At 57.7% G+C, this 23,736-nt stretch carries 24 protein-coding genes; 5 read left to right on the top strand and 19 right to left on the bottom strand.

Annotation, left to right across the window (positions count from 1 at the left end; genetic code table 11):
• Positions 1–4 precede the first annotated feature (4 nt).
• The 6 genes from ABYA88_RS01175 to ABYA88_RS01150 all read right to left on the bottom strand — a co-directional run bounded on the left by ABYA88_RS01175 (position 5) and on the right by ABYA88_RS01150 (position 6,074).
• Positions 5–1,072: an efflux RND transporter periplasmic adaptor subunit gene (locus tag ABYA88_RS01175; RefSeq protein ID WP_373184686.1), complete on the bottom strand. Its 1,068-nt coding sequence runs from the start codon at positions 1,070–1,072 to the stop codon at positions 5–7.
• A gap of 67 nt (positions 1,073–1,139) precedes the next feature.
• Entirely contained in the window at positions 1,140–1,931 is a 792-nt protein-coding gene (locus ABYA88_RS01170) for a dienelactone hydrolase family protein (protein WP_373184684.1), read from the bottom strand.
• Between the two features lie 158 nt (positions 1,932–2,089).
• Positions 2,090–3,991 (bottom strand): molecular chaperone HtpG, encoded by a 1,902-nt coding sequence (htpG, locus tag ABYA88_RS01165; protein ID WP_373184682.1) that lies wholly within the window; start codon positions 3,989–3,991, stop codon positions 2,090–2,092.
• 136 nt (positions 3,992–4,127) lie between these two features.
• Positions 4,128–5,117 (bottom strand): hypothetical protein, encoded by a 990-nt coding sequence (locus ABYA88_RS01160; RefSeq protein ID WP_373184680.1) that lies wholly within the window; start codon positions 5,115–5,117, stop codon positions 4,128–4,130.
• Positions 5,118–5,163: 46 nt separating this feature from the next.
• Entirely contained in the window at positions 5,164–5,610 is a 447-nt protein-coding gene (locus ABYA88_RS01155; RefSeq protein WP_373184679.1) for a PaaI family thioesterase, read from the bottom strand.
• Entirely contained in the window at positions 5,607–6,074 is a 468-nt protein-coding gene (locus tag ABYA88_RS01150; protein WP_373184677.1) for a PaaI family thioesterase, read from the bottom strand. The genes ABYA88_RS01155 and ABYA88_RS01150 overlap by 4 nt, the downstream gene beginning before the upstream one ends.
• A 155-nt stretch (positions 6,075–6,229) precedes the next feature.
• Between ABYA88_RS01150 and ABYA88_RS01145 the strand changes: the two genes are divergently transcribed.
• From ABYA88_RS01145 to ABYA88_RS01135, 3 genes are all read left to right on the top strand, one after another.
• Entirely contained in the window at positions 6,230–6,481 is a 252-nt protein-coding gene (locus ABYA88_RS01145; RefSeq protein WP_373184675.1) for a hypothetical protein, read from the top strand.
• Positions 6,482–6,498: 17 nt separating this feature from the next.
• The gene (locus ABYA88_RS01140; protein WP_373184673.1) at positions 6,499–6,711 is read left to right on the top strand and encodes a hypothetical protein; all 213 of its coding nucleotides are present in this window, start codon (positions 6,499–6,501) and stop codon (positions 6,709–6,711) included.
• A gap of 98 nt (positions 6,712–6,809) precedes the next feature.
• Entirely contained in the window at positions 6,810–7,115 is a 306-nt protein-coding gene (locus ABYA88_RS01135) for a hypothetical protein (protein WP_373184671.1), read from the top strand.
• A gap of 73 nt (positions 7,116–7,188) precedes the next feature.
• Here ABYA88_RS01135 and ABYA88_RS01130 read toward each other — a convergent pair whose 3' ends face one another.
• The 10 genes from ABYA88_RS01130 to sdhC all read right to left on the bottom strand — a co-directional run bounded on the left by ABYA88_RS01130 (position 7,189) and on the right by sdhC (position 19,530).
• Positions 7,189–7,938: a DUF599 domain-containing protein gene (locus ABYA88_RS01130; protein WP_373184669.1), complete on the bottom strand. Its 750-nt coding sequence runs from the start codon at positions 7,936–7,938 to the stop codon at positions 7,189–7,191.
• A 145-nt stretch (positions 7,939–8,083) separates the two neighbouring features.
• Positions 8,084–8,965: a succinate--CoA ligase subunit alpha gene (gene sucD / locus ABYA88_RS01125; protein WP_373184667.1), complete on the bottom strand. Its 882-nt coding sequence runs from the start codon at positions 8,963–8,965 to the stop codon at positions 8,084–8,086.
• Positions 8,965–10,131 carry an ADP-forming succinate--CoA ligase subunit beta gene (sucC, locus tag ABYA88_RS01120; protein ID WP_373184665.1) on the bottom strand — a complete coding sequence of 389 codons (1,167 nt, stop codon included), beginning with the start codon at positions 10,129–10,131 and terminating at the stop codon, positions 8,965–8,967. Before sucC ends, sucD begins: the two co-directional genes overlap by 1 nt.
• A 184-nt stretch (positions 10,132–10,315) precedes the next feature.
• Positions 10,316–11,752 carry a dihydrolipoyl dehydrogenase gene (gene lpdA, locus ABYA88_RS01115; RefSeq protein ID WP_373184663.1) on the bottom strand — a complete coding sequence of 479 codons (1,437 nt, stop codon included), beginning with the start codon at positions 11,750–11,752 and terminating at the stop codon, positions 10,316–10,318.
• A gap of 103 nt (positions 11,753–11,855) precedes the next feature.
• The gene (odhB, locus tag ABYA88_RS01110; RefSeq protein WP_373184661.1) at positions 11,856–13,124 is read right to left on the bottom strand and encodes a 2-oxoglutarate dehydrogenase complex dihydrolipoyllysine-residue succinyltransferase; all 1,269 of its coding nucleotides are present in this window, start codon (positions 13,122–13,124) and stop codon (positions 11,856–11,858) included.
• Positions 13,125–13,164: 40 nt separating this feature from the next.
• The gene (locus tag ABYA88_RS01105) at positions 13,165–16,002 is read right to left on the bottom strand and encodes a 2-oxoglutarate dehydrogenase E1 component (RefSeq protein ID WP_373184659.1); all 2,838 of its coding nucleotides are present in this window, start codon (positions 16,000–16,002) and stop codon (positions 13,165–13,167) included.
• A gap of 302 nt (positions 16,003–16,304) precedes the next feature.
• Positions 16,305–17,009 carry a succinate dehydrogenase iron-sulfur subunit gene (locus ABYA88_RS01100; protein WP_373184657.1) on the bottom strand — a complete coding sequence of 235 codons (705 nt, stop codon included), beginning with the start codon at positions 17,007–17,009 and terminating at the stop codon, positions 16,305–16,307.
• A gap of 11 nt (positions 17,010–17,020) precedes the next feature.
• On the bottom strand, positions 17,021–18,793 hold the full coding sequence (gene sdhA, locus ABYA88_RS01095; RefSeq protein ID WP_373184655.1) for a succinate dehydrogenase flavoprotein subunit: 1,773 nt from the start codon (positions 18,791–18,793) through the stop codon (positions 17,021–17,023).
• Positions 18,794–19,162: a succinate dehydrogenase, hydrophobic membrane anchor protein gene (gene sdhD, locus ABYA88_RS01090; RefSeq protein WP_373184653.1), complete on the bottom strand. Its 369-nt coding sequence runs from the start codon at positions 19,160–19,162 to the stop codon at positions 18,794–18,796.
• The gene (sdhC, locus tag ABYA88_RS01085; protein WP_373184801.1) at positions 19,156–19,530 is read right to left on the bottom strand and encodes a succinate dehydrogenase, cytochrome b556 subunit; all 375 of its coding nucleotides are present in this window, start codon (positions 19,528–19,530) and stop codon (positions 19,156–19,158) included. Before sdhC ends, sdhD begins: the two co-directional genes overlap by 7 nt.
• A 360-nt stretch (positions 19,531–19,890) precedes the next feature.
• Here sdhC and gltA point away from each other — a divergent pair, with 360 nt between their 5' ends.
• On the top strand, positions 19,891–21,165 hold the full coding sequence (gene gltA, locus ABYA88_RS01080) for a citrate synthase (protein ID WP_373184651.1): 1,275 nt from the start codon (positions 19,891–19,893) through the stop codon (positions 21,163–21,165).
• Between the two features lie 272 nt (positions 21,166–21,437).
• On the opposite strand, the gene ABYA88_RS01075 is transcribed toward gltA, so the two are convergent.
• On the bottom strand, positions 21,438–21,689 hold the full coding sequence (locus ABYA88_RS01075; protein ID WP_373184799.1) for a YkgJ family cysteine cluster protein: 252 nt from the start codon (positions 21,687–21,689) through the stop codon (positions 21,438–21,440).
• Between the two features lie 10 nt (positions 21,690–21,699).
• Positions 21,700–22,572, bottom strand: coding sequence for an NAD(P)-dependent oxidoreductase (locus ABYA88_RS01070; RefSeq protein WP_373184649.1), 873 nt, complete (start codon positions 22,570–22,572; stop codon positions 21,700–21,702).
• A gap of 260 nt (positions 22,573–22,832) precedes the next feature.
• On the opposite strand from ABYA88_RS01070, the gene ABYA88_RS01065 reads away from it, so the two are divergent.
• Positions 22,833–23,114: a pyrimidine/purine nucleoside phosphorylase gene (locus tag ABYA88_RS01065; protein WP_373184647.1), complete on the top strand. Its 282-nt coding sequence runs from the start codon at positions 22,833–22,835 to the stop codon at positions 23,112–23,114.
• A 28-nt stretch (positions 23,115–23,142) separates the two neighbouring features.
• Here the strand turns inward: ABYA88_RS01065 and ABYA88_RS01060 are convergent, their stop codons facing one another.
• Positions 23,143–23,586, bottom strand: coding sequence for an acyl-CoA thioesterase (locus ABYA88_RS01060; RefSeq protein WP_373184646.1), 444 nt, complete (start codon positions 23,584–23,586; stop codon positions 23,143–23,145).
• Positions 23,587–23,736: the final 150 nt, after the last annotated feature.

Genomic DNA, 23,736 nt, shown 5'->3' with positions numbered 1-23,736 from the left:
GGGATCAGGGAGTGGCCGAAATCACGGCCCGGGGAGACTCACCGGGCTCGAGCTCGGCCTTGATGCTGATCACCTGACCGGGTTGCAGGCGGAAGTTGCCGTGGGTAACAACGCGCTCTCCGGCTTCCAGGCCTTCGGTTACCTCGACCAGTCCGGGCTCGCGCAGGCCGGTCTGCACCTGCTGCCGGCGGGCCAGATAACCCTCACCCTGCGGTTCGACAACCATTACGAACTGATCACGCCCCAGCGGCAGTAGTGCCTCCTCGGGAATCACCACTGCCTGGCGCGCGTCACTACGCAGATCGACTGTCATCAGCATACCCGGCTTGAGCCGCGCATCGGCATTATCGATCAGGGCACGCACGCGGATGGAGCGGGTAATCGGATCCACTTCGTTATCCAGACTGGCGATTTCTCCCTTGAACAATTCATCGCCGTAGGCACGACTGGTTGCGACCAGCTCCTGACCAGGGGTGATCTGCGCCATCAGGGTTTCGGGAATACTGAAGTCGAGTTTCATCACAGAGTCGTCGTGCAGTGTCGCAACCGGCATTCCAGGCACGACCAGCGTTCCAACGCTAACCTGGCGCAGGCCGACCACACTATCAAATGGAGCACGTATCAACCTGTCCGCAAGACGCGCCTGGACCGCCTGCAACTGGGCGCGCGCTATGTCCACCGCGCGAACACGGTCATCCAGCTCCTGGCGCGACAGTACACGGCTCTCGACCAGTTGCCTGGCCCTGGCCAGCTGGCGCTCGGCATCGGCCAGGCTGACCTCGGCCTCCCGCAACTGGGCGAGCTGTTCGCGGTTGGTGAGTTCGACCAGCACATCCCCCTGCTTGACCCGCTGGCCGTCGTCGAAGCGGATGCGTGAGATGGTTGCGGTGATGTTGGCGCTCAACACCGCAGTCTCGTTTGCGTTGAGCGTACCCAGCGCCTCGATGGGGTTGGCTATCTGCCGGCTCTCGGCCGCGACGGCAATCACCGGCAATGGCGGCTGTTGGGCAAACACTGCCAGGGACCAGACGCTGGTGAGGGTTGCCAGCACCGCCTGTCTGAAATTCAACATCCTCTGTTTCCTGTCTCTGTTGGTTTGCCAAAAAAATTACCCGGCCGGACTACCCGACCCCACCAGTCTACTCGGCCATGCTGTCAGCAAGAAAACTATGCATCGCAGCAAAGGCGCGCTCGGCAACGACCGGATTATACTCGGCCTTGCCGGGCATATTCGCGGTCGGATCGGTAAAGGAATGCACCGCGCCGCCATAGGTGTTCAACTGCCAGTCAACATCGGCGCTGCGCATTTCTGCCTTGAATGCCTGCACCTGCTCCTCGGGCACGTAGGGATCGTCGGCACCGTGCAGCACCAGTACCGGCGTACGAATCTGCTCGGCATCTGCGAGGTTGGGTGTGTCCAGATTGCCGTGGAATGACACCACGCCCTGCAACTGGGTGCCGGAGCGCGCCAGCTCCAGCACTGTACCGCCACCAAAACAGAAACCGATCGCTGCGATATGGTCGACATCCAGCGCAACCTCGCCGGCCTGGGCCTTGAACACATCCAGCGCGGCATTGACCCGCTTGCGCATTATTGTCCGGTCACTGCGCACAGCACTGGCAGCCTTGCCGGCTTCCTCGGCGTTCTGCGGCCGGATGTCTTTCCCATACATGTCGGCAACAAAAACCACATACTCGCTGCCGGCGACCCGCTGAGCCTTTTTCGCCGCGTTTTCGGTCACGCCCATCCAGTTGGGCACCATCAGGAGCCCTGGCCGCTTGTCCTTGACCGAGTCGTCATAGACCAGCATTCCCTCGTAGGCCTGGCCTTCGATCTCGTAGGCAACCGCAGTAGCGATCATTTCGGCCTGGGCAATACCCGCCATGCTGGCGGCGGTGGCCATCATCAGGGTGGAAAGTGTCTTTTTCATCTGTCAGATCCTTGGACATACCGTTTCGGTGGAAAGAGGATAGCCTCTGGGGCGCCGCGCAGGGGCGTTTTCACATATTGTCGAAAACTATTCCGTCGATACGCAGCAAAAAGCCCCGCTTGACGTGGTCAGGCGGGGCTTTTCTCGAGCTTGCGGATTTACTTGCTCAATTCAACCAGCAAGGCATTCAGACGACGCACATAGGCGCCGGGGTCCTGCAGGCTTTCGCCGGCCGCCAGGGCTGCCTGGTCAAACAGGATGTGGCTGAGATCACCAAAGCGTCCCTCGTCCTGCTCCTGATCCAGCTTCTCCAGCAGTGGGTGAGCAGGATTGATCTCCATGATCGGCTTGCTCTCCGGCGCCTTCTGACCGGTCGCCTCGAGGATCTTGCGCATCTGCAGACCCATGCCATCTTCGGTGACTACCAGCACTGCGGGAGAGTCGGTCAGGCGATGCGAGACCTTGACGTCATCGACGCTGTCGGCGAGCACATCCTTGATGCGCTGTACCAGATCAGCCTTGGCCTTGGCCGCCTCTTCCTGTGCCTGCTTGTCTTCCTCGGCATCCAGCTTGCCCAGATCCAGATCGCCGCGGGCAATGTCGACAAACTCCTTGCCCTTGTACTCGTTGAGATGGCTCATCAGCCACTCGTCGATACGGTCGGTCAGCAGCAGTACTTCAATGCCTTTTTTGCGGAAGATTTCCAGGTGCGGACTGTTCTTCACCTGATTGTAGCGCTCACCGGTCAGGTAATAGATCTTGTCCTGACCTTCCTGCATGCGCCCGATGTACTCATCCAGGCTGACCACTTCCGAATCATCGTTCTGCTGGGTAGAGGCGAAGCGCAATAAGCCAGCGATCTTCTCGCGATTGGCATAATCTTCAGCCGGGCCTTCCTTCATTACGCTGCCAAAATTCTTCCAGAAGGTTGCGTATTTCTCCGGTTCCTTCTTCGCCAGCTTCTCCAGCATGTCGAGTACGCGCTTGGTCAGCGCCGACTTCATGCTGTCGATCGCCGGATCCTTCTGCAGGATTTCACGCGAAACGTTCAGCGACAGGTCGTTGGAGTCGACCACACCCTTGATGAAACGCAGATACAGCGGCAGGAACTGCTCGGCTTCATCCATGATGAACACGCGCTGCACGTAAAGCTTCAGTCCGCGGGGTGCCTCGCGCTGGTACAGATCGAAAGGTGCGCGTCCGGGGGCGTACAGCAGGCTGGTGTACTCCAGCTTGCCTTCAACCTTGTTGTGACTCCAGCTCAGCGGGTTCTCGAAGTCATGCGACACATGCTTGTAGAACTCCTGGTACTCCTCGTCGCTGATCTCGCTGCGCGGACGGGTCCAGAGGGCGCTGGCACGGTTGACGGTCTCCCACTCGAGTTCGCCGGGCTGCTCTTCATCGCCCTGCTTCTGCTTGGGTAATTCGATCGGTAATGAGATGTGGTCGGAATATTTCTTGACCACATTACGCAGCCGCCAGCCATCGGCGAACTCGGACTCGGCCGCTTTCAGGTGCAGCACGATGCGGGTGCCGCGCTCAGCCTTTTCCACAGTCTCGATGGTGAATTCGCCCTCACCTGCCGATTCCCAGCGCACGCCCTGGGTCTTGTCCGTACCGGCACGACGGGTGAAGACTTCCACCTTGTCAGCGACGATGAAGGCGCTGTAGAAACCCACACCAAACTGACCGATCAGACTGGCGTCCTTCTTCTGGTCGCCGCTAAGCTGCTGCATGAACGCTGCGGTACCTGACTTGGCAATGGTGCCCAGGTTCTCGATAACCTCATCACGGGACATGCCGATACCGTTGTCTTCGATCGTCAGGGTATTGGCTGTTTCATCGGAACTGATGCGAATAACGGTATCAGGCTGATCCTCAAGCAGCTCCGGCCTGGCAATCGCTTCGAAGCGTAGCTTGTCGGATGCATCGGATGCGTTGGAAATCAGCTCGCGGAGAAATATCTCCTTGTTCGAGTACATCGAGTGAATCATCAGATGCAGTAGCTGCTTGACCTCGGTCTGAAATCCGAGCGTTTCCTTCTGGGCTTCCACGGTCATCTTCGGTTGTCTCCCTATGGTTCGGTTAGAAGCATCGTTTAAAAGGCTTCAGGCAAAAGGCGCGGTAGCACAGCCGCGCTGATGTGCCTTTAATGGGGACAACGGGAAGAATTTCAAGGCTGCGCGATGACCGCGATTATCTATAGAGCACCTGCAGCTTGAGCACATCGGCGGGGCGAAAATGATAATCCACCTGGTTAGCGCCACTGCTCTGTGCCAACACGATCCGGCGATCCGCGCTGATGGTTTTCAGGCGCCCTTCATAGGTCCGCCCCGCGTGGGTGGTCAGACGTACCTGTTGGCCAGTAAAGAACTGCGACTCATCAAGCACCGCAAGGATACTCACATCCTGCCATTGGGACCTGGCAGGTACCTCGGACGACTGTTTGTTGGCAGGCGGCTTTATCACTGGTGCTGCAGGAGTCGCAACCGACTCCTGCAGCCCGACCAGCCAGGCGGGACTGCTTGCCAGTGTGGCTTCACCGCTGAGCAGCGTGGCTGGGGTGGTCGGCAGATGCAGGCGCAGCTGCACGCGGGTCGACTGGCCCGGCAGCGGGACAAAATCCAGACTCAGGGTGTAATCATCCGTCACTCGCAGAAGACCCGGCTCGCTCAACGCCCCGGTATGCCACTGCAGCAGTAACTCTGGCCAGGGCCCGGTATCACCTGGCAACCGCTCGATAGTGCGTGAGACGAGCAGCTCATTCGCCGCGGCAAAGCGTATGGCCAGGGCGCGGCGTATGCGCTCAGGTGGACCTTCCTCGAACACCAGTTCGTTGCTGCGCCAGAGCACGCGGTCTGGCCTGAAGGGCTGGCCCATCAACACTCCGTCGATGCCAATACCGCTATTGGCAGGCGTAGCCCACTCACCAGCCAGCAGCTGGTGGAACCGGTCCGGCTGCTCGCGCTGCAGCAGCGCAACACCTGCCAGGATCAGTATCAGTCCCACCAGGATCAGCAGACGCGGCAGCCGGGCATAACCGCGCCGCCGCACGATCAATGTGACAGGGGCTGCAAGCAGAGCCAGGAGAAAACGTGCAATAGGCAGCTTACGGGCAGCCAAAGCCACCCACAGCCAACCGAGCACTAGCAGAAAAAAACCGCAGACAATCAACAAGGCAGGCATGAATAAATGATGCTCCGGACCAGATATACGAGGACCAGCAACCTGCTCAACCCAGCTTGAAATGCGCCCTTGCAGTCGCTATGGGCTCACTTGAACGGGTTTGCCAGGCAGTTATAGCCACATTACCCACTCGCCGCCCCTGACGCCATACCTGACAAGTGGCGTAGGTGTCCTTGTATAGGCCAGCGCGCAGGTAATCGATAGAGAAATCGATGATCTTGGGAAAGTCAGAGCTGTCCATTGCAATCATCAGGTGCAACATTGCCGACTGCTCCATGAATCCGGCAATGACCCCACCATGCAGGGCGGGCAAAACCGGATTGCCGATATTGTCCTTGCTGATGGGTAGATGGAATATCACTTCCTCACCCAGGTGCTTGAGTTCCAGGCCGATCATCCGCGCGTAGGGAATGGCTTCAATCAATGGCGCATAGTCGCGGGAGTCGTGCCCCTGGCGCATCAATTGCTCGATGTGAGTAGGCTGCTCGCTCATGCCTCACCTCCATGAATACTGTGCGCAAGGGTGCCATCCGATGCAGGCTTGCCCATCCGCATGAAGGTGCCCACCACGTGAGCGATCGGTTCGTTGCGGTCGTCCTGATAGGCAATCCCGCGGGTGAAGATCACCGTCGGGCTGAGCCGGTAACACTCGGCAAAACCGAAGATGTCCTTACCCGGCTCCGCCGGATGCATGTAATCGATGCGCAGATCTAGCGTCGGACAGATCTCGAACTCGGGCAGGAAGCAAACTGTCGAGATTCCGCAGCAGGTATCCATCAGGGTAGTGATAGCACCGCCATGAACCACGCCGGAGACAGGGTTGCCAATTATCGCCTCGCTATAAGGCAGCTTGAGCACCAGACCCTTTTCATCGGCATGCTCGACACTCATGCCCAGCACTTGGCAGTGCCGCAGCACCGACAGGAAATTACGACAACGCTTCTCGATATCACTCATCCGGATTCTCAATCAGTGCACAGGGAATGGGCGGCATAGTACCCATAACGCCGGACAGACTCCAGCGACATACGGTACCCGCGCCAGCCTGACTCTAAACGGGAACTAAGATCGATTTAGTCTGACCAAAATAGAGGACCAACCGGGAGATTGAGATGATAAGAGCATTTTTTACCCTGACCCTGATCACCAGTCTTGGCATGCTGGCCGCCTGCGGCCAGGACAATGAAGTACCCAAACCCGAGGAGCGCCCGCCAGCCACCACAAGCGGCACGGGGGCAGCAACCGGAACCGGTACCGCAACTGCCACCACCGGCGGCACCGGCACAGCAACAAGCCAGGCGGCAGGCACCGGATACCAAACCGCCACTGGCGCCGGCGTGGAGGCCGACGCCAGCGCCGAATAATCAAACAGGAGGCCAGAATGACCATTTGGCAAAGAATACTTGGCGCCGCCGCTCTGGTAGCAGGGTTGACCTTGCTTGTCGGCTGCGGTGAAGAAGCAGTGGATGACCTGGATCGCATCGACGCAGCACCTTCCGAGGGAGTGTCGCCTGATGCTATCGAACCAGCGGAGGACGAGCGCGTAATGCCGGCTGAAACGGTCGATGAAACAGAGCCTGATCAGCAGTACTGAGCGTTTATCCATATGAGCCTGGCCAGCCCATTCTCACCATTGTGCTGGCGTGGCAATGCATGCTATTTATGATCAGCATTTAAACCAAGGAGGATAGAATGAACAAAATCGGCGCAATGGCAGTTCTGTTGGCGAGCATGGGTCTACTGGCTGCCTGTGAGAAAGAACCAGAAAACAATATGGATTCGGTTGCAGAAACGATTGAGGAGGCAGCTGAAGACTCCGGCGAAGCGATTGAGGAAAAGGCACGCGAAATCACCGGCAACGAGCGCACTACTGGCGAAAAAATGGCGGATGGTATGGAGTCAGCGGGCGAATCTATAGGCGAAGCCTATGATGACAGCGCTGATTACGTGAAGGAAAAAGCGAGTCAGGCTGGTGATGCCATGGATCCAGACGAATAAAGCATGAACAATTAATACCCCATTGCTAAAAGAGACATGCCCCAGAGGGCATGTCTTTGAGTTCGAAATCGTTTCACTCCACCTTATCCTGCTGTACCACCCCGCCTGTCGGGCTGTACATCATTGCTGCCAGTACTCGAGAATGAAATTCCCGCTTGTATAGCACCCAGACAACCCCAGCGCTAGTCAGCATGAACAACAACGGATTGATAAACCAGGTAAGCGCCGCCAGTGCAAAGTAGTAAGCGCGCAATCCCAGGTTGAATTCATTACCGGCCATGGATAGCACCGTCGCGGCCCTTGCAGCGTAAGCCTTGCGCTCGATCTCCGATACCTGCTTTTCGCCAACCAGCGGTGCAGACCCGAGCAGCACAGAAGCAAAGTTGTACTGACGCATTCCCCACGAAAAGGTGAAGAAGGCATAAACGAAAATGCCCAACATGACCAGCAGCTTCATCTCTGACATCTGACGGCTGACTTCGGCAACAAAGGGCATATCCTGAAGCAGGTTTTGCGCCCGGTCCGTCGCACCTATCACTGTGATGATACCCGCAAGAATCAGCAGCGTACTCGAGGCAAAGAACGCCGTGTTGCGCTCAAGGTTACCGATCACGCTTGCATCTGCAATGCGTTGCTCGCGCATGAGCAGCCGCGACATCCAGTCCTGCCGGTAAAGGTGCAGCACACTGGCCAGACACGCCGTGTCCCGTGCGCGGTGACGCGCATAATGGGTGTAACCGACCCAGCACAAAAGAAACCAGAGAAACGCGAGCAGGTTAAGCCAGGTCGAGCCGGCATCGGGCAGGTAAAGTTGCGAGAGCATTCAAACACCTTGTCAGAACCAGGTTAGCAACGCCGGACAACGCATATGCCGGCAGTGATCTTGATTATAGTCAGCATCGCTGCCAAAGATCAGACAAAAAAAACCCCGCCGAAGCGGGGTTCCTTCTCATCTCGATAACGAGATGTTACTTCAATGGCCAGCCAGTCAGTTCAGCCAGAGCCGAACCGATGTCTGCCAGCGAACGCACGGTTTTCACGCCTGCGTCTTCCAGCGCAGCGAACTTTTCGTCTGCAGTACCCTTGCCACCGGAAATGATCGCACCGGCGTGGCCCATCCGCTTGCCCGCAGGCGCGGTCACGCCAGCGATGTAAGACACAACCGGTTTGGTCACGTTGGCCTTGATGAAGGCGGCTGCCTCCTCTTCGGCGCTACCACCGATTTCGCCGATCATCACGATCGCTTCAGTCTTCGGATCATCCTGGAACATCTGCAGGATGTCGATGAAGTTGGAGCCTGGAATCGGATCGCCACCGATGCCGACACAGGTAGACTGGCCAAAGCCGGCGTCTGTGGTCTGCTTGACGGCTTCATAGGTCAGGGTGCCCGAACGCGACACGATACCAACCTTGCCTGGCAGGTGAATATGACCCGGCATGATGCCGATCTTGCACTCGCCGGGGGTGATGACGCCTGGGCAGTTAGGCCCGATCAGACGCACGCCCAGCTGGTCACAGACGACTTTACAGTCGAGCATGTCCAGGGTCGGGATGCCTTCGGTGATGCAGACAATCAGCTTGATGCCGCTGTTGGCCGCTTCCAGGATCGAGTCCTTGCAAAACGGAGCCGGAACATAGATTACACTGGCTTCGGCGCCAGTCTGCTCAACCGCTTCGCGCATGGTATTGAACACCGGAAGACCCAGGTGAGTAGTGCCACCCTTGCCTGGTGTTACACCACCGACCATCTTGGTGCCGTACTCAATGGCTTGCTCAGAGTGGAAAGTACCCTGTGCGCCAGTAAAGCCTTGGCAGATAACTTTGGTGTCTTTATTGATCAGGATGCTCATTATTTACCCTCCGCGGCCTTGACGACTTGCTGGGCAGCGTCGGTCAGACTGGTTGCTGCGATGATGTTAAGACCACTTTCCTTCAGTACCTTGGCGCCCAGTTCGGCATTATTGCCTTCCAGACGAACGACAACCGGTACCTTCACGCCGACTTCCTTCACTGCACCGATGATGCCTTCGGCAATCATGTCGCAACGAACGATGCCACCAAAGATGTTGACCAGAACAGCCTTCACATTAGTGTCGGAGAGGATGATCTTGAACGCTTCGGTAACGCGCTCTTTGGTCGCGCCGCCGCCCACATCCAGGAAGTTGGCGGGCTTGCCGCCATGGTGGTTAACGATGTCCATGGTACCCATGGCCAGACCGGCGCCATTGACCATACAGCCGATATTACCTTCCAGCGCGACATAGTTCAGTTCGAACTTGGCAGCGTGGGCTTCGCGCGGATCATCCTGCGACGGATCATGCATCGCGCGCAGCTTGGGCTGACGATACATGGCGTTGCCATCGATGCCGATCTTGGCATCCAGGCAATGCAGGTTGCCGTCTTCCTTGATCACCAGCGGGTTAATTTCCAGCAGTGCCAGATCGTAGTCGGCAAACAGCTTGCCCAGGCCGACAAAGATATGGGTGAACTGCTTGATCTGGTCGCCTTTCAGGCCCAGCTGGAATGCCAGGTCACGGCCCTGGTAGGGCTGCGGACCGACCAGCGGATCGATAACGGCCTTGATGATTTTCTCGGGAGTTTCTTCGGCGACCTTCTCGATTTCCACGCCGCCCTCAGTGGACGCCATGAACACGATGCGGCGACTGGAACGGTCGACGACCGCACCCAGGTACAGTTCCTGAGCGATATCGGTGCATGATTCGACCAGAATCTTGGTAACCGGCTGGCCACTGGCATCAGTCTGATAGGTAACCAAGCGCTCGCCCAGCCATTTTTCGGCGAAGGCCTTGGCCTCTTCCTTGCTTTTGATCAGCTTGACGCCACCAGCCTTACCGCGGCCGCCAGCGTGGACCTGGGCCTTGACGACCCACATGTCGCCGCCAATCTTGTCACAGGCTTCTGCCGCTTCTTCGGGGGTGTCTACTGCAAAACCTTTCGAGACGGGAAGGCCGTACTCAGCGAACAGCTGCTTCCCCTGATATTCGTGAAGATTCATGCTTATCTACCGTTTTGATCGTGTAGGAACTGCGTTTCATAACCACGGACTCAGCGGACCGCCGTTACCCTTTATCACCCTTGGGGGTGACCGCACCGATTGCTCGGCGGGATTTGCCGCTTCGTGATAAGGCTGCCCGTATCGACCGACTCGCGAACGACCGGTCAGTCACGGGCGCCATATGTTACCGCTTCTTGCGGTTGGCGACATGAATTGCGTGACCATTTACCGCCAGCGCTGCCTCATGCAATGCCTCGGAAACGGTCGGATGCGAGAACACCATCATGCCCAGATCTTCGGCACTGGTGCCGAACTCCATGCCGATCGCGCCTTGCTGAACCAGTTCGGCTGCGCCGGGACCGATAACGTGAACACCCAGGACGCGATCGTTTTTGGCGTCAGCGATTACCTTGACCATGCCGCCTGTCTCGTTGGCAGCCACCGCGCGGCCGTTGGCTGCAAACGGGAAGACACCGACGTTGACTTCAACGCCTTCAGCCTTGAGCTGCTGCTCGTTCTTGCCGACCCATGCGATCTCCGGGTGGGTATAGACAACTGCTGGTACCAGATCATAATTCATTGCAGTCTTGTGACCTGCGATGCGCTCGGCCACCATCACGCCCTCTTCCGAGGCCTTGTGTGCCAGCATCGACCCACGGACCACGTCGCCAACGGCGTAGACGCCGGGCACACTGGTGGTGCAGTAGTCATCAACAAAGATCACACCGCGCTCATCCATGTCGACGCCGGTATCGGCAGCCAGCAGATTTTCGGTATAGGCACGACGGCCCACGGCGACGATCAGTTTGTCGAAGGTCAGTTGCTGCTCACCCTCGGCATCAGTAAAGGAAACAGTGACCTGCTTTCGCTTGATGTCGGTCCCGGTGACCCGGGCGCCCAGACGGACCTGCAAACCCTGCTTGGTAAAGACCTTGAAAGCTTCCTTGGCGATCTGGTCATCGGCGGCGACCATGAACTTGTCCAGGGCTTCGAATATCACTACCTCGGCACCCAGGCGACGCCATACCGAACCCAGCTCCATACCAATGATGCCAGCACCGATAACGCCGAGCTTCTTGGGCACGCTGGTAAATTCCAGCGCACCGGTAGAATCGACAATGATGTCGTCGGTCAGCGGTGCCGGCGGAATCTCGATTGGGCGCGAACCTGAAGCGAGAATCACATTCTCTGCTTCGTAAACAGTGGCTTTGCCGTCGGCGTCAGTCACTTCGACCTTCTTGCCAGCAAGCAGCTTGCCGTGGCCTTCGATGCTGGTCACACCGTTGGCTTTGAACAGCGCACTGACGCCACCGGTAAACTGTTTGACGATCTTGTCCTTGCGCTCAAGCATCGCCTTGATGTCGATACTCAGGCCCTTGGTCTCGATACCGTGAACCTGGAAACCTTCCTTCGCCTCGTAAAACTTCCAGGAACTGTCCAGCAAAGCCTTCGACGGTATGCAACCAACGTTCAAGCAGGTTCCACCCAATGCCTGCTTGCCATCCTTACCCACATACTTTTCTACACAGGCAGTTTTCAGACCCAGCTGAGCGGCGCGGATAGCAGCCACATAGCCGCCGGGGCCGGCACCGATGACGATTACATCGTATTTATCACTCATAACCCAATTCCTCTGTTTGCAGCTGTAAGGGTGACGCTGCCCCGACGCTTGTGGCATTCAGGGGCAGCTCGCCGCGTGCCATGTGAAGCTTGCAGCTGTTAAATCAGATATCCAGCAACAGCCGGGCCGGATCTTCCAGCAGTTCCTTGATTGCCACGAGGAAGCTGACTGCTTCCTTGCCATCGATCAGACGGTGATCGTAGGACAGCGCCAGGTACATCATCGGCAGGATAACTACCTGGCCTTTCTCGGCCATCGGGCGCTCCTGGATCTTGTGCATCCCCAGAATAGCCGCCTGCGGAGGATTGACGATGGGTGAGGACAGCAACGAGCCGAATACCCCTCCGTTGGAAATCGTGAAAGTACCGCCGGTCATGTCTTCCATCGATAACTTGCCGTCTTTTGCCTTGCGGCCGAAATCGGCAATGGTACCCTCGATAGTGGCCAGACTCATGAACTCGGTATTGCGCAGAATCGGCACTACCAGTCCCCGATCACTGGATACAGCAACACCTATGTCCTGGTAGCCGTGGTAAACGACATCGCTGCCATCGATCGACGCGTTGACTGCCGGATAGCGCTTGAGCGCCTCGGTCGCGGCCTTGACGAAGAACGACATGAAGCCCAGGCGGACGCCGTTGTGCTTCTTCTCGAACAGTTCCTTGTACTTGCTGCGCAGATCCATGATCGGCTTCATGTTGACCTCGTTGAAGGTCGTCAGCATGGCCATGCTCGACTGGGCATCAACCAGGCGCTCGGCGATGCGGGCACGTAGGCGGGTCATCGGCACGCGCTTCTCAACGCGATCACCCTCGGCCAGCGCGGCATTATCCACCGCGGCCGCCTTGGCAGCAGGCTTGGCCGCATCGGCCGGGGCTTTGGCGGGAGCCGATTTCTTCGCTTCCACCGCATTCATTACGTCTTCCTTGGTGACTCGACCGCCCTTGCCGGTGCCCTCGATGTCTGCCGGGGCCAGGCCATTTTCTTCAGCCATCTTGCGTGCAGCAGGAGACAACATGGGCTCTTCGCCGCTTGCCTTGGGTCCTTCGGACACCTGGTCTTCAACTTCTGCCGGCTGGCTGGCGGCCTGGGGTGCTTCCTTGTCCTTGGCGGCTGCCTTCGGAGCGGCGGCGCCACCCTTTTCCAACGTACCGAGCAACTCACCGCTGAGCACGGTTTCGCCCTCACCCTTTACGATATCTCCGAGCACGCCATCGGCTTCGGCCAGAACTTCCATTACGACTTTGTCGGTCTCGATGTCGACGATCAACTCATCACGCTTGACCGCGTCGCCGGGTTGCTTGTGCCATGTCGCTACGGTGCCATCTGCAACCGATTCGGGAAAAGTGGGGGCCTTGATTTCAATAGCCATTATCGATCCTTAAATTAATTCTCTGTTGTCTGCCAGATGCTCAAGCGGTAAGCGCGTCTTGCAATAGTTTTTCCTGCTGTTCGGCGTGCAGGGACGGGTAACCACAAGCAGGTGATGCAGAGGCTTCACGTCCAGCGTAGTCCAGATACAGATCCTTGACCTTATGCTGGAGGATGACCCGACGCATGTGATGTTGACTGCAGTACCAGGCGCCCTGGTTCATCGGCTCTTCCTGACACCAGACGACCTTCTTCAACGACTTGTACGGGGCCAGAATCTCGGCGAGATCCTCCTCCGGGAACGGATACAGCTGCTCTATGCGGACGATCGCAGCATTTTCGATACCATCGTTGCGGCGCTTCTCGAGCAGATCGTAATAGACCTTGCCACTGCACATGATCACGCGCTCAACCTTCTTCGGATCCAGTGTGTCGTACTCCGGAAGCACGGTATGGAACGAACCGTCGGCAAGATCTTCCAGGCTGGAGACAGCCAGCTTGTGGCGCAGCAGTGACTTGGGGGTGAGCGCGATCAGCGGCTTGCGCAGGGGACGGATAACCTGACGCCGCAGCATGTGGTAAACCTGCGCCGGGGTGGATGGAACGCATACCTGGATATTGTGCTCTGCGCTGAGTTGCAGGAAGCGCTCGAGACGGGCCGAAGAATGCTCCGGGCCCTGCCCTTCATAACCGTGCGGCAGCAGCATGGTCAGGCCACACAGCCGTCCCCACTTGTGTTCGCCGCTGGTGATGAACTGGTCAATTACCACCTGTGCGCCGTTGGCGAAGTCACCGAACTGGGCCTCCCACAATACCAGTGCATTGGGTGTGGTGGTCGCATAACCGTACTCGAAGGCCAGCACCGCCTCTTCCGACAACAGGGTGTCGTAGATATCCAGTCGCGGCTGGTTTTCGGCCAGGTTGGCCAGCGGGATGTAGGTGGAACCATCCTTCTGATTGTGCAGAACCGCATGACGGTGGGAGAAGGTACCTCGACCCACGTCCTGACCGGTAATGCGTACCGGGTGTCCCTCGTGCAGCAAGGTGGCATAAGCCATTGTCTCGGCGAAGCCCCAGTTCAGCGGCAGCGCGCCAGCGGCCATCTTGCGACGGTCCTCGACTATCTTGCCGACCTGGCGCTGGATAACCAGGCCATCGGGCAGATCATTCAGACGGCCGGCCAGATCCTGCAGGGTCTTCAGTTCGATCCGAGTGTCGTGCCGTGCCGTCCAGGTATGACCCAGATAGGGCGCCCAATCGACGAAGGAACTGGTATCGGGCTGCTTGACCAGGCTCTTGACCACGTGGTCGCCATTGTCCAGCGCTGTACGGTATTCCTCGACCTGACCCTGTACCTCGTCAGCATCCAGCGTTCCGTCCTTGACCAGGCGTTCGGCGTAGATTTCGCGAGTAGTCGGGTGCTTGCTGATCTTGTCGTACATCAGCGGCTGGGTGCCGGAAGGTTCATCGGCTTCGTTATGGCCGCGGCGGCGGTAGCACACCAGGTCGATCACCACGTCACGCTTGTACTGCATGCGGTAATCAACGGCCAACTGGGTAACGAACAGTACAGCCTCGGGATCGTCGCCGTTGACGTGGATAATCGGCGCCTGGATCATCTTTGCGACGTCGGTGCAGTACTCAGTGGAACGTGCATCATCCTGGCGGCTGGTAGTAAAGCCCACCTGGTTGTTGATGATAATATGGATGGTGCCGCCGGTCTTGAACGCGCGGGTCTGGGACATCTGGAATGTCTCCATGACGACGCCCTGGCCAGCGAAGGCAGCGTCGCCATGAATACTGATCGGTAGTACGCGGTCGCCCGAATTATCCCTACGGCGATCCTGGCGCGCACGCACCGAGCCCTCGACCACAGGCGATACTATCTCCAGGTGCGACGGGTTGAACGCCAAAGCCAGGTGTGTTTCGCCGCCGGACGTCATTACGTTGGACGAAAAGCCCTGGTGGTATTTGACGTCACCGGAACTGAGATCAATCTTCTTCTTGCCTTCGAACTCATCAAACAGCTCACGCGGGTTCTTGCCGAGAATATTCACCAGCACGTTGAGACGGCCACGGTGGGCCATGCCCAGAACTAATTCCTGTGTGCCGTAGGAACCGGAACGCTGAATGATCTCGTCGAGCATTGGAATCAGGCTTTCGCCACCCTCGACACCGAAACGCTTGGTACCCGGGAACTTGGTACCCAGGTACTTTTCCAGACCTTCTGCAGCGGTCAGGCGCTCAAGCAGGTGACGCTTGGTTGTGGCTGAATGCTGGGGCTTGCCCCGCACGCTTTCCAGACGCTGCTGAAACCAGCGGCGCTGGTCGGAGTCGACGATATGCATGTATTCAGCGCCAAAGGTCGAGCAGTAGGTCGCCTTCAGGGCATCGAGAATTTCGCGAAGGGGAGCCTCTTCCTTGCCAATATGCAGTTCACCGGTGCGAAAGGGGGTATCCAGATCAGCATCCGTCAGACCGTAATCGGTCAGGGTCAGATCGGCTATTTCGGCACGTTTCCACAAACCCAGCGGATCAAGATCGGAGCCCTGATGGCCACGCATGCGGAAAGCCTGGATCAGACGCAGAACATCAACCTGTTTCTTTTCGTGGGCGCTACTGGTCTGACCGCCAACCGCTGCGACAGGACGCCGCTGGTGCTTGGCTAGTAGCTGGAAGTGTTCGCGAATCGTGGAATGGGAAACGTCCGACCCCGCATTACCGTTGGCTTGCGGCAGCTTCTGGAAATAGCTTCGCCACTCGTCGCCGATACTGTTCGGATCGTGCAGATAGAGCTCATAAAGCTCCTCAACATAGGAAGCATTCCCGCCTGACAAATGGGAAGTACTCCACAGCTGCTGCATTTCGCTGTCTGGCATGCTTGGTCACCCTCTATAAGGGGATACCACCTGGCGCAAAGACCATTAACTGGCAAAAACACTGCCATCCGTGCAAAACATGCGAAGAGCCCCAGCGTGATCCCTGCCGATTGACCCGTAATGCCATGTCATGCGAAACCGGAATATTGCCGGCCCCGACAGATAGTTCGGGTGTTACCCGATTGCCCCTGTTGGTTTAGGTACGCAAACCACGGCTTTGTGAGCTGCGGTTCGATTAAAATCTGGCCGATCTCCTGTAGCAGAGACCGGCCTAGGCCCAACGTTATGCAGATTCCGACCGATCAGACACCGCTCTGCAGCAGCATGTTGCGAATATGGCCGATAGCACGGGTCGGATTCAGACCCTTGGGGCACACATTGACGCAGTTCATGATGCCGCGGCAGCGGAATACGCTGAAGGGATCATCCATGGCAGCCAGACGCTCTTCGGTATGGGTGTCACGGCTGTCCGCCAGAAAGCGGTAGGCCTGCAACAAGCCGGCTGGACCGATGAACTTGTCCGGATTCCACCAGAATGAAGGGCAGGAAGTGGAGCAGCAGGCACAGAGTATGCACTCGTACAGGCCATCCAGCTTCTCGCGCTCTTCGGGCGACTGCAAGCGCTCGATAGCCGGCGCCGGCGTGTCGTTCTGCAAAAACGGCTGAATCTTTTCGTATTGCTTGTAGAAGATGCTCATATCCACGACCAGGTCACGTATGACCGGCAAACCAGGCAATGGACGCAGCACCAGCTTGTTGTTTTTGACGACGTCGGAAAGCGGCGTAATGCAGGCCAGGCCATTCTTCCCGTTGATGTTCATGCCGTCAGAGCCACATACGCCCTCTCGGCAGGAACGACGGTAGGCCATGCCTACGTCCCTTTCCTTGACCAGTGCCAGCACGTCAAGAACCATGATGTCCTTGCCGCCGGTATCGATCTCGAAGTCTTCCATGTAGGGAGCGTTGTCGCTCTCTGGGTTATAACGGTAGACGCTTACTTGCAGCATATCGGTCACCCTTAATAAGTCCGGACCTTCGGTTCAAATGTAGGAACTGTCTTCGGTGTGAAGTTGACGGCCCGCTTCTTCAATTCCTTGGTAGCAGGCATGTAGAGGCTGTGGCACAGCCAGTTCTCATCGTCACGATCCTCGTAATCTTCACGGGCATGCGCACCACGGCTTTCTGTGCGCAGGTTCGCAGCGACGGCTGTCGCCTCGGCCACTTCCAGAAGATTCTGCAGTTCCAGTGCTTCGATACGCGCAGTATTGAACGCCTGGCTCTTGTCATCGATCTTGACGTTAGCGATTCGCTCACGCAGATCGGCCAGTTGTTTGATGCCCTTCTCCATGAACTCCCCGGTGCGGAACACACCGAAATAGTTCTGCATGCAGTTTTGCAGCTCCTTGCGCAACGGTGCGACCTCTTCGCCGGTCTCGCGACCGTTGAGGGCATTGAGTCGCGCCATAGCGGCCTCGATATCCGCTTCGGAAGCGGAGCGGTGCTCAATGCCTTCCTTCAAAGCGCTTTCCAGGTGCAGGCCAGCGGCACGACCGAAGACCACCAGATCCAGGAGTGAGTTACCGCCCAGACGGTTAGCGCCGTGTACCGATACACAGGCCACTTCGCCCACAGCGAACAGACCATCAATGATGTGGTCCTTACCGTTCTCGTCCTGGGTAATAGCCTGGCCATGAATGTTGGTGGCAACGCCGCCCATCATGTAATGGCAGGTCGGCACTACCGGAATCGGCGCAGTCACCGGATCGACGTGGGCGAAGGTCTTGGACAGCTCACAGATACCCGGCAGGCGACTATGCAGTACTTCCTCACCGAGGTGATCGAGCTTGAGCATCACGTGATCGCCATCAGGCCCACACCCGTTACCGGCGATGATTTCCTTGACCATGGAACGGGCGACCACGTCGCGGCCAGCCAGATCCTTGGAGTTCGGTGCGTAACGCTCCATGAAGCGCTCGCCGTGCTTGTTGATCAGGTAGCCACCTTCACCCCGGCAACCCTCGGTCACCAGCGTACCGGCGCCGGCAATGCCGGTGGGGTGGAACTGCCACATCTCGATGTCCTGCACCGGGACACCGGCGCGCAGCGCCATGCCGATACCGTCACCAGTATTGATCAGCGCGTTGGTGGTGGATGCATAGATACGGCCCGCACCACCGGTAGCCAGCACGGTTGCCTTGGCCTTGATGTAAGCAGTCTCGCCGGTCTCGATGCAGATCGCGACCACACCAACGATAACGCCGTCTTCGTTTTTAACCAGATCGACCGCATACCATTCGTTGAGGAAGGTAGTGTTGTGCTTGACGTTGTTCTGATAGAGCGTGTGCAGCAAGGCGTGGCCGGTACGGTCAGCCGCAGCACAGGTACGTGCCGCCTGGGTCGGATTGTCAGGACCCTTGGACTGGCCGCCGAATGGGCGCTGGTAAATACGGCCCTGCTCGGTACGGGAAAACGGCAGGCCCATGTGCTCAAGCTCGAATACCGCTTCCGGACCGACCGAGCACATGTACTCGATAGCGTCCTGGTCGCCGATATAGTCGGAACCCTTGACGGTATCGTACATGTGCCAGCGCCAGTCATCGTTCGGATCGGCAGAGGCGATCGCACAGGTAATACCGCCCTGGGCGGAAACGGTGTGCGAGCGGGTCGGGAATACCTTGGTAACCACGGCAGTCTTGTGACCACCCTGGGCCAGCTGCAGTGCGGCACGCATGCCCGCGCCACCGCCACCGATAATGATGGCGTCAAAAGTCAGTGTACGAATGTTAGCCATTTAGATACCCCAAAGAATCTGTATGCCCCAGACGAAAAATACAAACATCGCAAGCCCGCATACCGCCTGAAACAGGAAGCGTACGGTCGTTGCCCATTTGCCCATTGCCATGGGAGTCAGGTAGTCAGTTGAAATGGTCCACATTCCGACCCAGGCATGAGCGCTGAGGGCCACCAGTGTGAGCAGGCTGAAAATGCGCATCCAGTTCTGGCTGAACAGGCCACGCCATTCTTCGAAGCCAAGACCCGGATTGAATATGAAGTAACCCAGCAGAAACAGCGTGTAGAGCGCGAGCACTACCGCCGAAACGCGCTGCGCCATCCAGTCATAGAGACCACTACGCGACAGGTTGGTGACATTGGTTACCATATCCAGACCCCCAGAAAAACAATCACGATGACTGACAGCACGATCACGATTTGCGATCCACGCTTGCCACTTTCCAGGCCTTCACCCACGCCCGCATCCATCACCAGATGACGTACACCGGCAATAAGATGGTAAAGCAGCGCAGACAGCACGCCCCAGGTCACCAGTTTGGCGAAGGGATGCTGAAGAATGGACTGGGCTTGCTCAAATCCGCTTTCGGAATCCAGTGACATATCCAGTAGCCAGAGCATAAAAGCAATGGCGACGAACAGTATGATTCCGGAAATACGATGAGCAATCGACGTCCAGGCGGTGACAGGCAGTTTGATTGTCCTGAGATCCAGGTTTACAGGTCTTTTGCTATTCACGGCTATATTCACACTCATGGCCCTTTTTAGTTTCAGGGCTGGATTATAGGAAGGTGCACTATTATGGGTACCCCAATGGCCTGTTACATGGTTCCTGTGGGGAGCCAATAAGCCACTTTGCCGGTAACGGAGTATAGAGACTTGACCCCTTGATTACAACGCAACTCCGCCTTCGGAAGGCCCTTGTTACAACACCCGCGGACCTTTACTGCACGCTAAGTGGGCGCAAATAAAACCTGTTTATCTGCCTGATAACCATTCACTATCTGTAGAATTGACAAACCGATTTATCACCTTATAGTGATGCGGGCCCTGCGTAGGGGGCGCATCCTTTCGATACCAGCAAACAGGAGGCCGACAATGGCTGACAAGAAGGCGCAGTTGATGATCGAGGGCAATGCCCCTATCGACCTGCCAATGTATTCAGGCACGCTCGGGCCCGATGTTGTTGATGTGCGCGGACTCACCGCCGAAGGGTTCTTCACTTTTGACCCCGGCTTCATGGCTACTTCGTCCTGCGAATCCAAGATTACCTACATCGATGGTGAAAAAGGTGTGCTGCTGCACCGCGGCTATCCCATCGAACAGCTGGCTGAAAACGCTGACTTCCTGGAAACCTGTTTTCTGTTGCTAAAGGGTGAACTGCCCGATGATGCAGAGAAAGAAAAATTCGTCAGCACCATCAAGAATCACACCATGGTGCACGAGCAGCTCAAGACATTCTTCAACGGCTTCCGTCGTGACGCCCACCCGATGGCCATCATGTGCGGTGTAGTCGGCGCCCTGTCTGCCTTCTACCACGATTCGCTGGACATCAACGATGCGCATCACCGCGAAATTTCCGCGATCCGCCTGATCGCCAAGATGCCGACGCTGGCTGCAATGGTCTACAAGTACTCCATGGGTCAGCCCATGCTGTACCCGCGCAACGACCTCTCGTACTCCGAAAACTTCCTGCACATGATGTTCAATACACCCTGTGACGAGAAGAAGGTCAATCCGATTCTGGCCAAGGCCATGGATCGGATTTTCGTGCTGCACGCCGACCACGAACAGAATGCATCGACCTCCACAGTACGCCTGGCCGGCTCCTCAGGCGCGAATCCTTTTGCCTGCATCGCCGCCGGCATTGCTGCGCTCTGGGGCCCCGCCCACGGCGGCGCCAACGAAGCCGTCCTGCGTATGCTGGATGAAATTGGTGATGTATCGAATATCGAAAAATTCATTGCCAAGGCCAAGGACAAGGACGACCCCTTCAAGCTGATGGGCTTCGGCCACCGGGTCTACAAGAACTTCGACCCGCGCGCCAAGGTAATGAAGGAAACCTGTGATGAAGTGCTGGCCGAGCTGGGCATCAATGATCCGCAGCTGGAACTGGCCATGAAGCTGGAAGAGATCGCCCGCAGCGACCCCTACTTCGTTGAGCGCAACCTCTACCCGAACGTCGATTTCTACTCGGGCATCATCCTCAAGGCCATCGGCATCCCGGCCTCGATGTTCACCGTGATCTTTGCTACCGGCCGCACGCCTGGCTGGATCGCTCACTGGAACGAGATGATCAGCAGCCCTTACAAGATTGGCCGTCCACGCCAGCTGTACACCGGCGCCACCCAGCGCGATTATCCGAAGAAGTAATTCTGATAATGCAGTCGCTAAAAAACCCGCTTCGGCGGGTTTTTTTATGTCGAATTACTGTGACCCTTTGCCCTAAAGACGATCCGTCAGCCTACTGCGCCAAAGTCAAAATGGATTCCCGCCTGCGCGGGAATGACGGAGTGGTAGACGCGAGCGGACCCAGCAAACCTGAATGCGCATCACCAGAGAACGTCATCCTCGCGAACGCGGGGATCCATTCTCGTTTTGTTAAGACGGCAATATCCCCTTCAGGCCAGGAGTCTGCCCCAGTATTACCCCGTCTGCGCCTCCCACCAGCCGATCATCCGCAACGCATCGGCCTGCGAATCACCACACACTTCTTCGTCAGCCTTGAATCCCGCACATACCGCTGGCCGGTCGGGGTGACCAAAGATGCGGCAGCGGTATTCAGCATCCAGATTGATGCAGACTACACCCGCCGGCTTCCCGCCAGGCATGCCGGGTATCGGCGAGGTAATCGAGGGCGCAATGCAGCAGGCGCCACAGCCGGAGCGGCAGTTCATCGCCACGGGATCACTCGCTGCGATCGAGACGGGCGATCAGGCTTGACGTATCCCAACGTCCGCCACCCATCGCCTGCACATCGGCATAAAACTGATCAACCAGCGCAGTTACCGGCAGACGGGCACCGTTCTGACGGGATTCATCGAGCACAATGGACAGATCCTTGCGCATCCAGTCCACCGCAAAACCGAAATCGAATTCGCCGGCCAACATGGTTTTGTGGCGATTTTCCAGCTGCCAGGACTGCGCCGCGCCCTTGCTGATCACTTCCATCGCTGCCTCGCCATCGAGACCCGCGCACTGGGCAAAATGCAGCGCCTCGGACAACCCCTGAACCAGGCCGGCAATGCATATCTGATTGACCATCTTGGTCAGTTGCCCCGAGCCAATCGGCCCCATACGCTTGAGCATCTTCGCGTAACTGTTGATCACCGGACGGGCGAAATCGAAAACCGACTCCTCGCCGCCGACCATCACCGTCAGCTTGCCGTTTTCGGCGCCTGCCTGACCGCCGGAAACCGGCGCATCGAGAAACCCCACGCCGCGCTCCTGGGCAAGCTGGCCCATCTCCACTGCCACATTGGCGGAGGCGGTGGTGTGGTCGATGATCACCGTACCGCTGCGCGCACCCTGCAAAACGCCCTGCTCGCCCGTCATTACTTCACGCAGATCGTTATCGTTGCCCACGCAGAGCATCACGAAATCCTGCTCGGTAGCCGCCTCTGCCGGAGTCCGGCAGGCCCTGCCGCCGTGCTCGGCTACCCAGGCGTCGGCCTTGGATGCCGTGCGGTTGTAGACGCAGACCTCATGGCCCGCCCGCTTGAGGTGCCCGGCCATGGGATAACCCATGACGCCCAGGCCGATGAATGCAATATTGGCCATCACGCCTCCAGAAGTGACCGCAGGTGCATGCCGGGAGGTATTCCACGGCTGCCGTAGCGGCAAATGTATCGCAGGTCCGATCATAGCAGGCAGCGACGTCCCTTTTTGCACTTTACGCCCCGCGGCAAGCAAAGGGTATCGGCAGATCGACTGCGGATAAACCTCTCTGCAGGGCTCTGCCATACGCATGAATGCGTTGCAGGCAGCCCGCAGGCATCTGCATACTATGCGCCCTATCCACTCTCCGGAGGAGCTCCCAGATGTTCAGCGTCAATCAGTATTTTGAAGGCAAGGTCGCGTCAATCGGCTTCAATCAACCCGAAGGCGCCGCAACCGTCGGTGTAATGGCGCCCGGCGAATATGAATTCGGCACCAGTCAGCTGGAGATCATGCACGTGATCACTGGTCAGTTGACCGTAAAGCTGCCCGGTAGCGAGCAGTGGGAAGATTTTCCCGGCGGCAGTCAGTTTACCGTGCCGGCCAACAGCAGGTTCAACCTCAAGGTCGAGCAGGATACCGCGTATCTGTGCGAGTACCGCTGAATCCGCTAGTCATCCGGAGCGGCCAGGATCAGTTGGCCGCTTCGTCCACCAGGGCCCTGCCGTAATTCTCGAGAAATATCGGCGGCATCCGCCGCGGTTTTCCTGTCGACAGCTCGATGCAGGCGAACGTCGTTCTGGCGCGCAACAGCGTAACCCCATCAGACTTGCGGCAAAGCTGGAAATGCCGCGTCATGCGCAGCTTGCGATCCCAGTGGATGATCCAGGTGGCCATAACCAGCTCATCTCCCAGATAGCCAGCGGCCAGATAATCGATCTCGTGGCGCACTACTGCCATCGCCCGATCCAGCTCCCGGTATTCGTCCAGCCCCAGGCCCAATGACATCGAATGCCGCCATGCGCAGCCCTCCAGCCAGCGCACGTAAACCGTGTTGTTCGCATGACCCAGCGCGTCGATATCGTCAGCCTGAACGGTAATATCCAGGGTATAGGGGTTTTCCAGATCCCATTTCACAGTCAGCCACTCCAGCTGGTTATTGCACAAAGGTGCGCAGCATAGCATTTCTGCCCCGCTACGCCGCCTTGCGGCTTTGCCATCCAGGGCCGACACTGTGGGCAATCTCCAACGGAAGCCCTCTATGTTCAAACACCTGCATTTTCCGAT

Source organism: Halopseudomonas sp. (assembly GCF_041579695.1).
In the GTDB taxonomy this organism is placed as follows: Bacteria; Pseudomonadota; Gammaproteobacteria; order Pseudomonadales; family Pseudomonadaceae; genus Halopseudomonas.
The sequence above is the reverse complement of the archived record's forward strand: the minus strand, read 5'-3'. Positions and strand labels throughout refer to the sequence as shown.

Excerpts from the sequence above, each read along its gene's own strand:
- ABYA88_RS01175 (WP_373184686.1), bottom strand. The coding sequence starts at position 1,072 with ATGTTGAATTTCAGACAGGCGGTGCTGGCAACCCTCACCAGCGTCTGG.
- ABYA88_RS01170 (WP_373184684.1), bottom strand. The coding sequence starts at position 1,931 with ATGAAAAAGACACTTTCCACCCTGATGATGGCCACCGCCGCCAGCATG.
- htpG (WP_373184682.1), bottom strand. The coding sequence starts at position 3,991 with ATGACCGTGGAAGCCCAGAAGGAAACGCTCGGATTTCAGACCGAGGTC.
- ABYA88_RS01160 (WP_373184680.1), bottom strand. The coding sequence starts at position 5,117 with ATGCCTGCCTTGTTGATTGTCTGCGGTTTTTTTCTGCTAGTGCTCGGT.
- ABYA88_RS01155 (WP_373184679.1), bottom strand. The coding sequence starts at position 5,610 with ATGAGCGAGCAGCCTACTCACATCGAGCAATTGATGCGCCAGGGGCAC.
- ABYA88_RS01150 (WP_373184677.1), bottom strand. The coding sequence starts at position 6,074 with ATGAGTGATATCGAGAAGCGTTGTCGTAATTTCCTGTCGGTGCTGCGG.
- ABYA88_RS01145 (WP_373184675.1), top strand. The coding sequence starts at position 6,230 with ATGATAAGAGCATTTTTTACCCTGACCCTGATCACCAGTCTTGGCATG.
- ABYA88_RS01140 (WP_373184673.1), top strand. The coding sequence starts at position 6,499 with ATGACCATTTGGCAAAGAATACTTGGCGCCGCCGCTCTGGTAGCAGGG.
- ABYA88_RS01135 (WP_373184671.1), top strand. The coding sequence starts at position 6,810 with ATGAACAAAATCGGCGCAATGGCAGTTCTGTTGGCGAGCATGGGTCTA.
- ABYA88_RS01130 (WP_373184669.1), bottom strand. The coding sequence starts at position 7,938 with ATGCTCTCGCAACTTTACCTGCCCGATGCCGGCTCGACCTGGCTTAAC.
- sucD (WP_373184667.1), bottom strand. The coding sequence starts at position 8,965 with ATGAGCATCCTGATCAATAAAGACACCAAAGTTATCTGCCAAGGCTTT.
- sucC (WP_373184665.1), bottom strand. The coding sequence starts at position 10,131 with ATGAATCTTCACGAATATCAGGGGAAGCAGCTGTTCGCTGAGTACGGC.
- lpdA (WP_373184663.1), bottom strand. The coding sequence starts at position 11,752 with ATGAGTGATAAATACGATGTAATCGTCATCGGTGCCGGCCCCGGCGGC.
- odhB (WP_373184661.1), bottom strand. The coding sequence starts at position 13,124 with ATGGCTATTGAAATCAAGGCCCCCACTTTTCCCGAATCGGTTGCAGAT.
- ABYA88_RS01105 (WP_373184659.1), bottom strand. The coding sequence starts at position 16,002 with ATGCCAGACAGCGAAATGCAGCAGCTGTGGAGTACTTCCCATTTGTCA.
- ABYA88_RS01100 (WP_373184657.1), bottom strand. The coding sequence starts at position 17,009 with ATGCTGCAAGTAAGCGTCTACCGTTATAACCCAGAGAGCGACAACGCT.
- sdhA (WP_373184655.1), bottom strand. The coding sequence starts at position 18,793 with ATGGCTAACATTCGTACACTGACTTTTGACGCCATCATTATCGGTGGC.
- sdhD (WP_373184653.1), bottom strand. The coding sequence starts at position 19,162 with ATGGTAACCAATGTCACCAACCTGTCGCGTAGTGGTCTCTATGACTGG.
- gltA (WP_373184651.1), top strand. The coding sequence starts at position 19,891 with ATGGCTGACAAGAAGGCGCAGTTGATGATCGAGGGCAATGCCCCTATC.
- ABYA88_RS01075 (WP_373184799.1), bottom strand. The coding sequence starts at position 21,689 with ATGAACTGCCGCTCCGGCTGTGGCGCCTGCTGCATTGCGCCCTCGATT.
- ABYA88_RS01070 (WP_373184649.1), bottom strand. The coding sequence starts at position 22,572 with ATGGCCAATATTGCATTCATCGGCCTGGGCGTCATGGGTTATCCCATG.
- ABYA88_RS01065 (WP_373184647.1), top strand. The coding sequence starts at position 22,833 with ATGTTCAGCGTCAATCAGTATTTTGAAGGCAAGGTCGCGTCAATCGGC.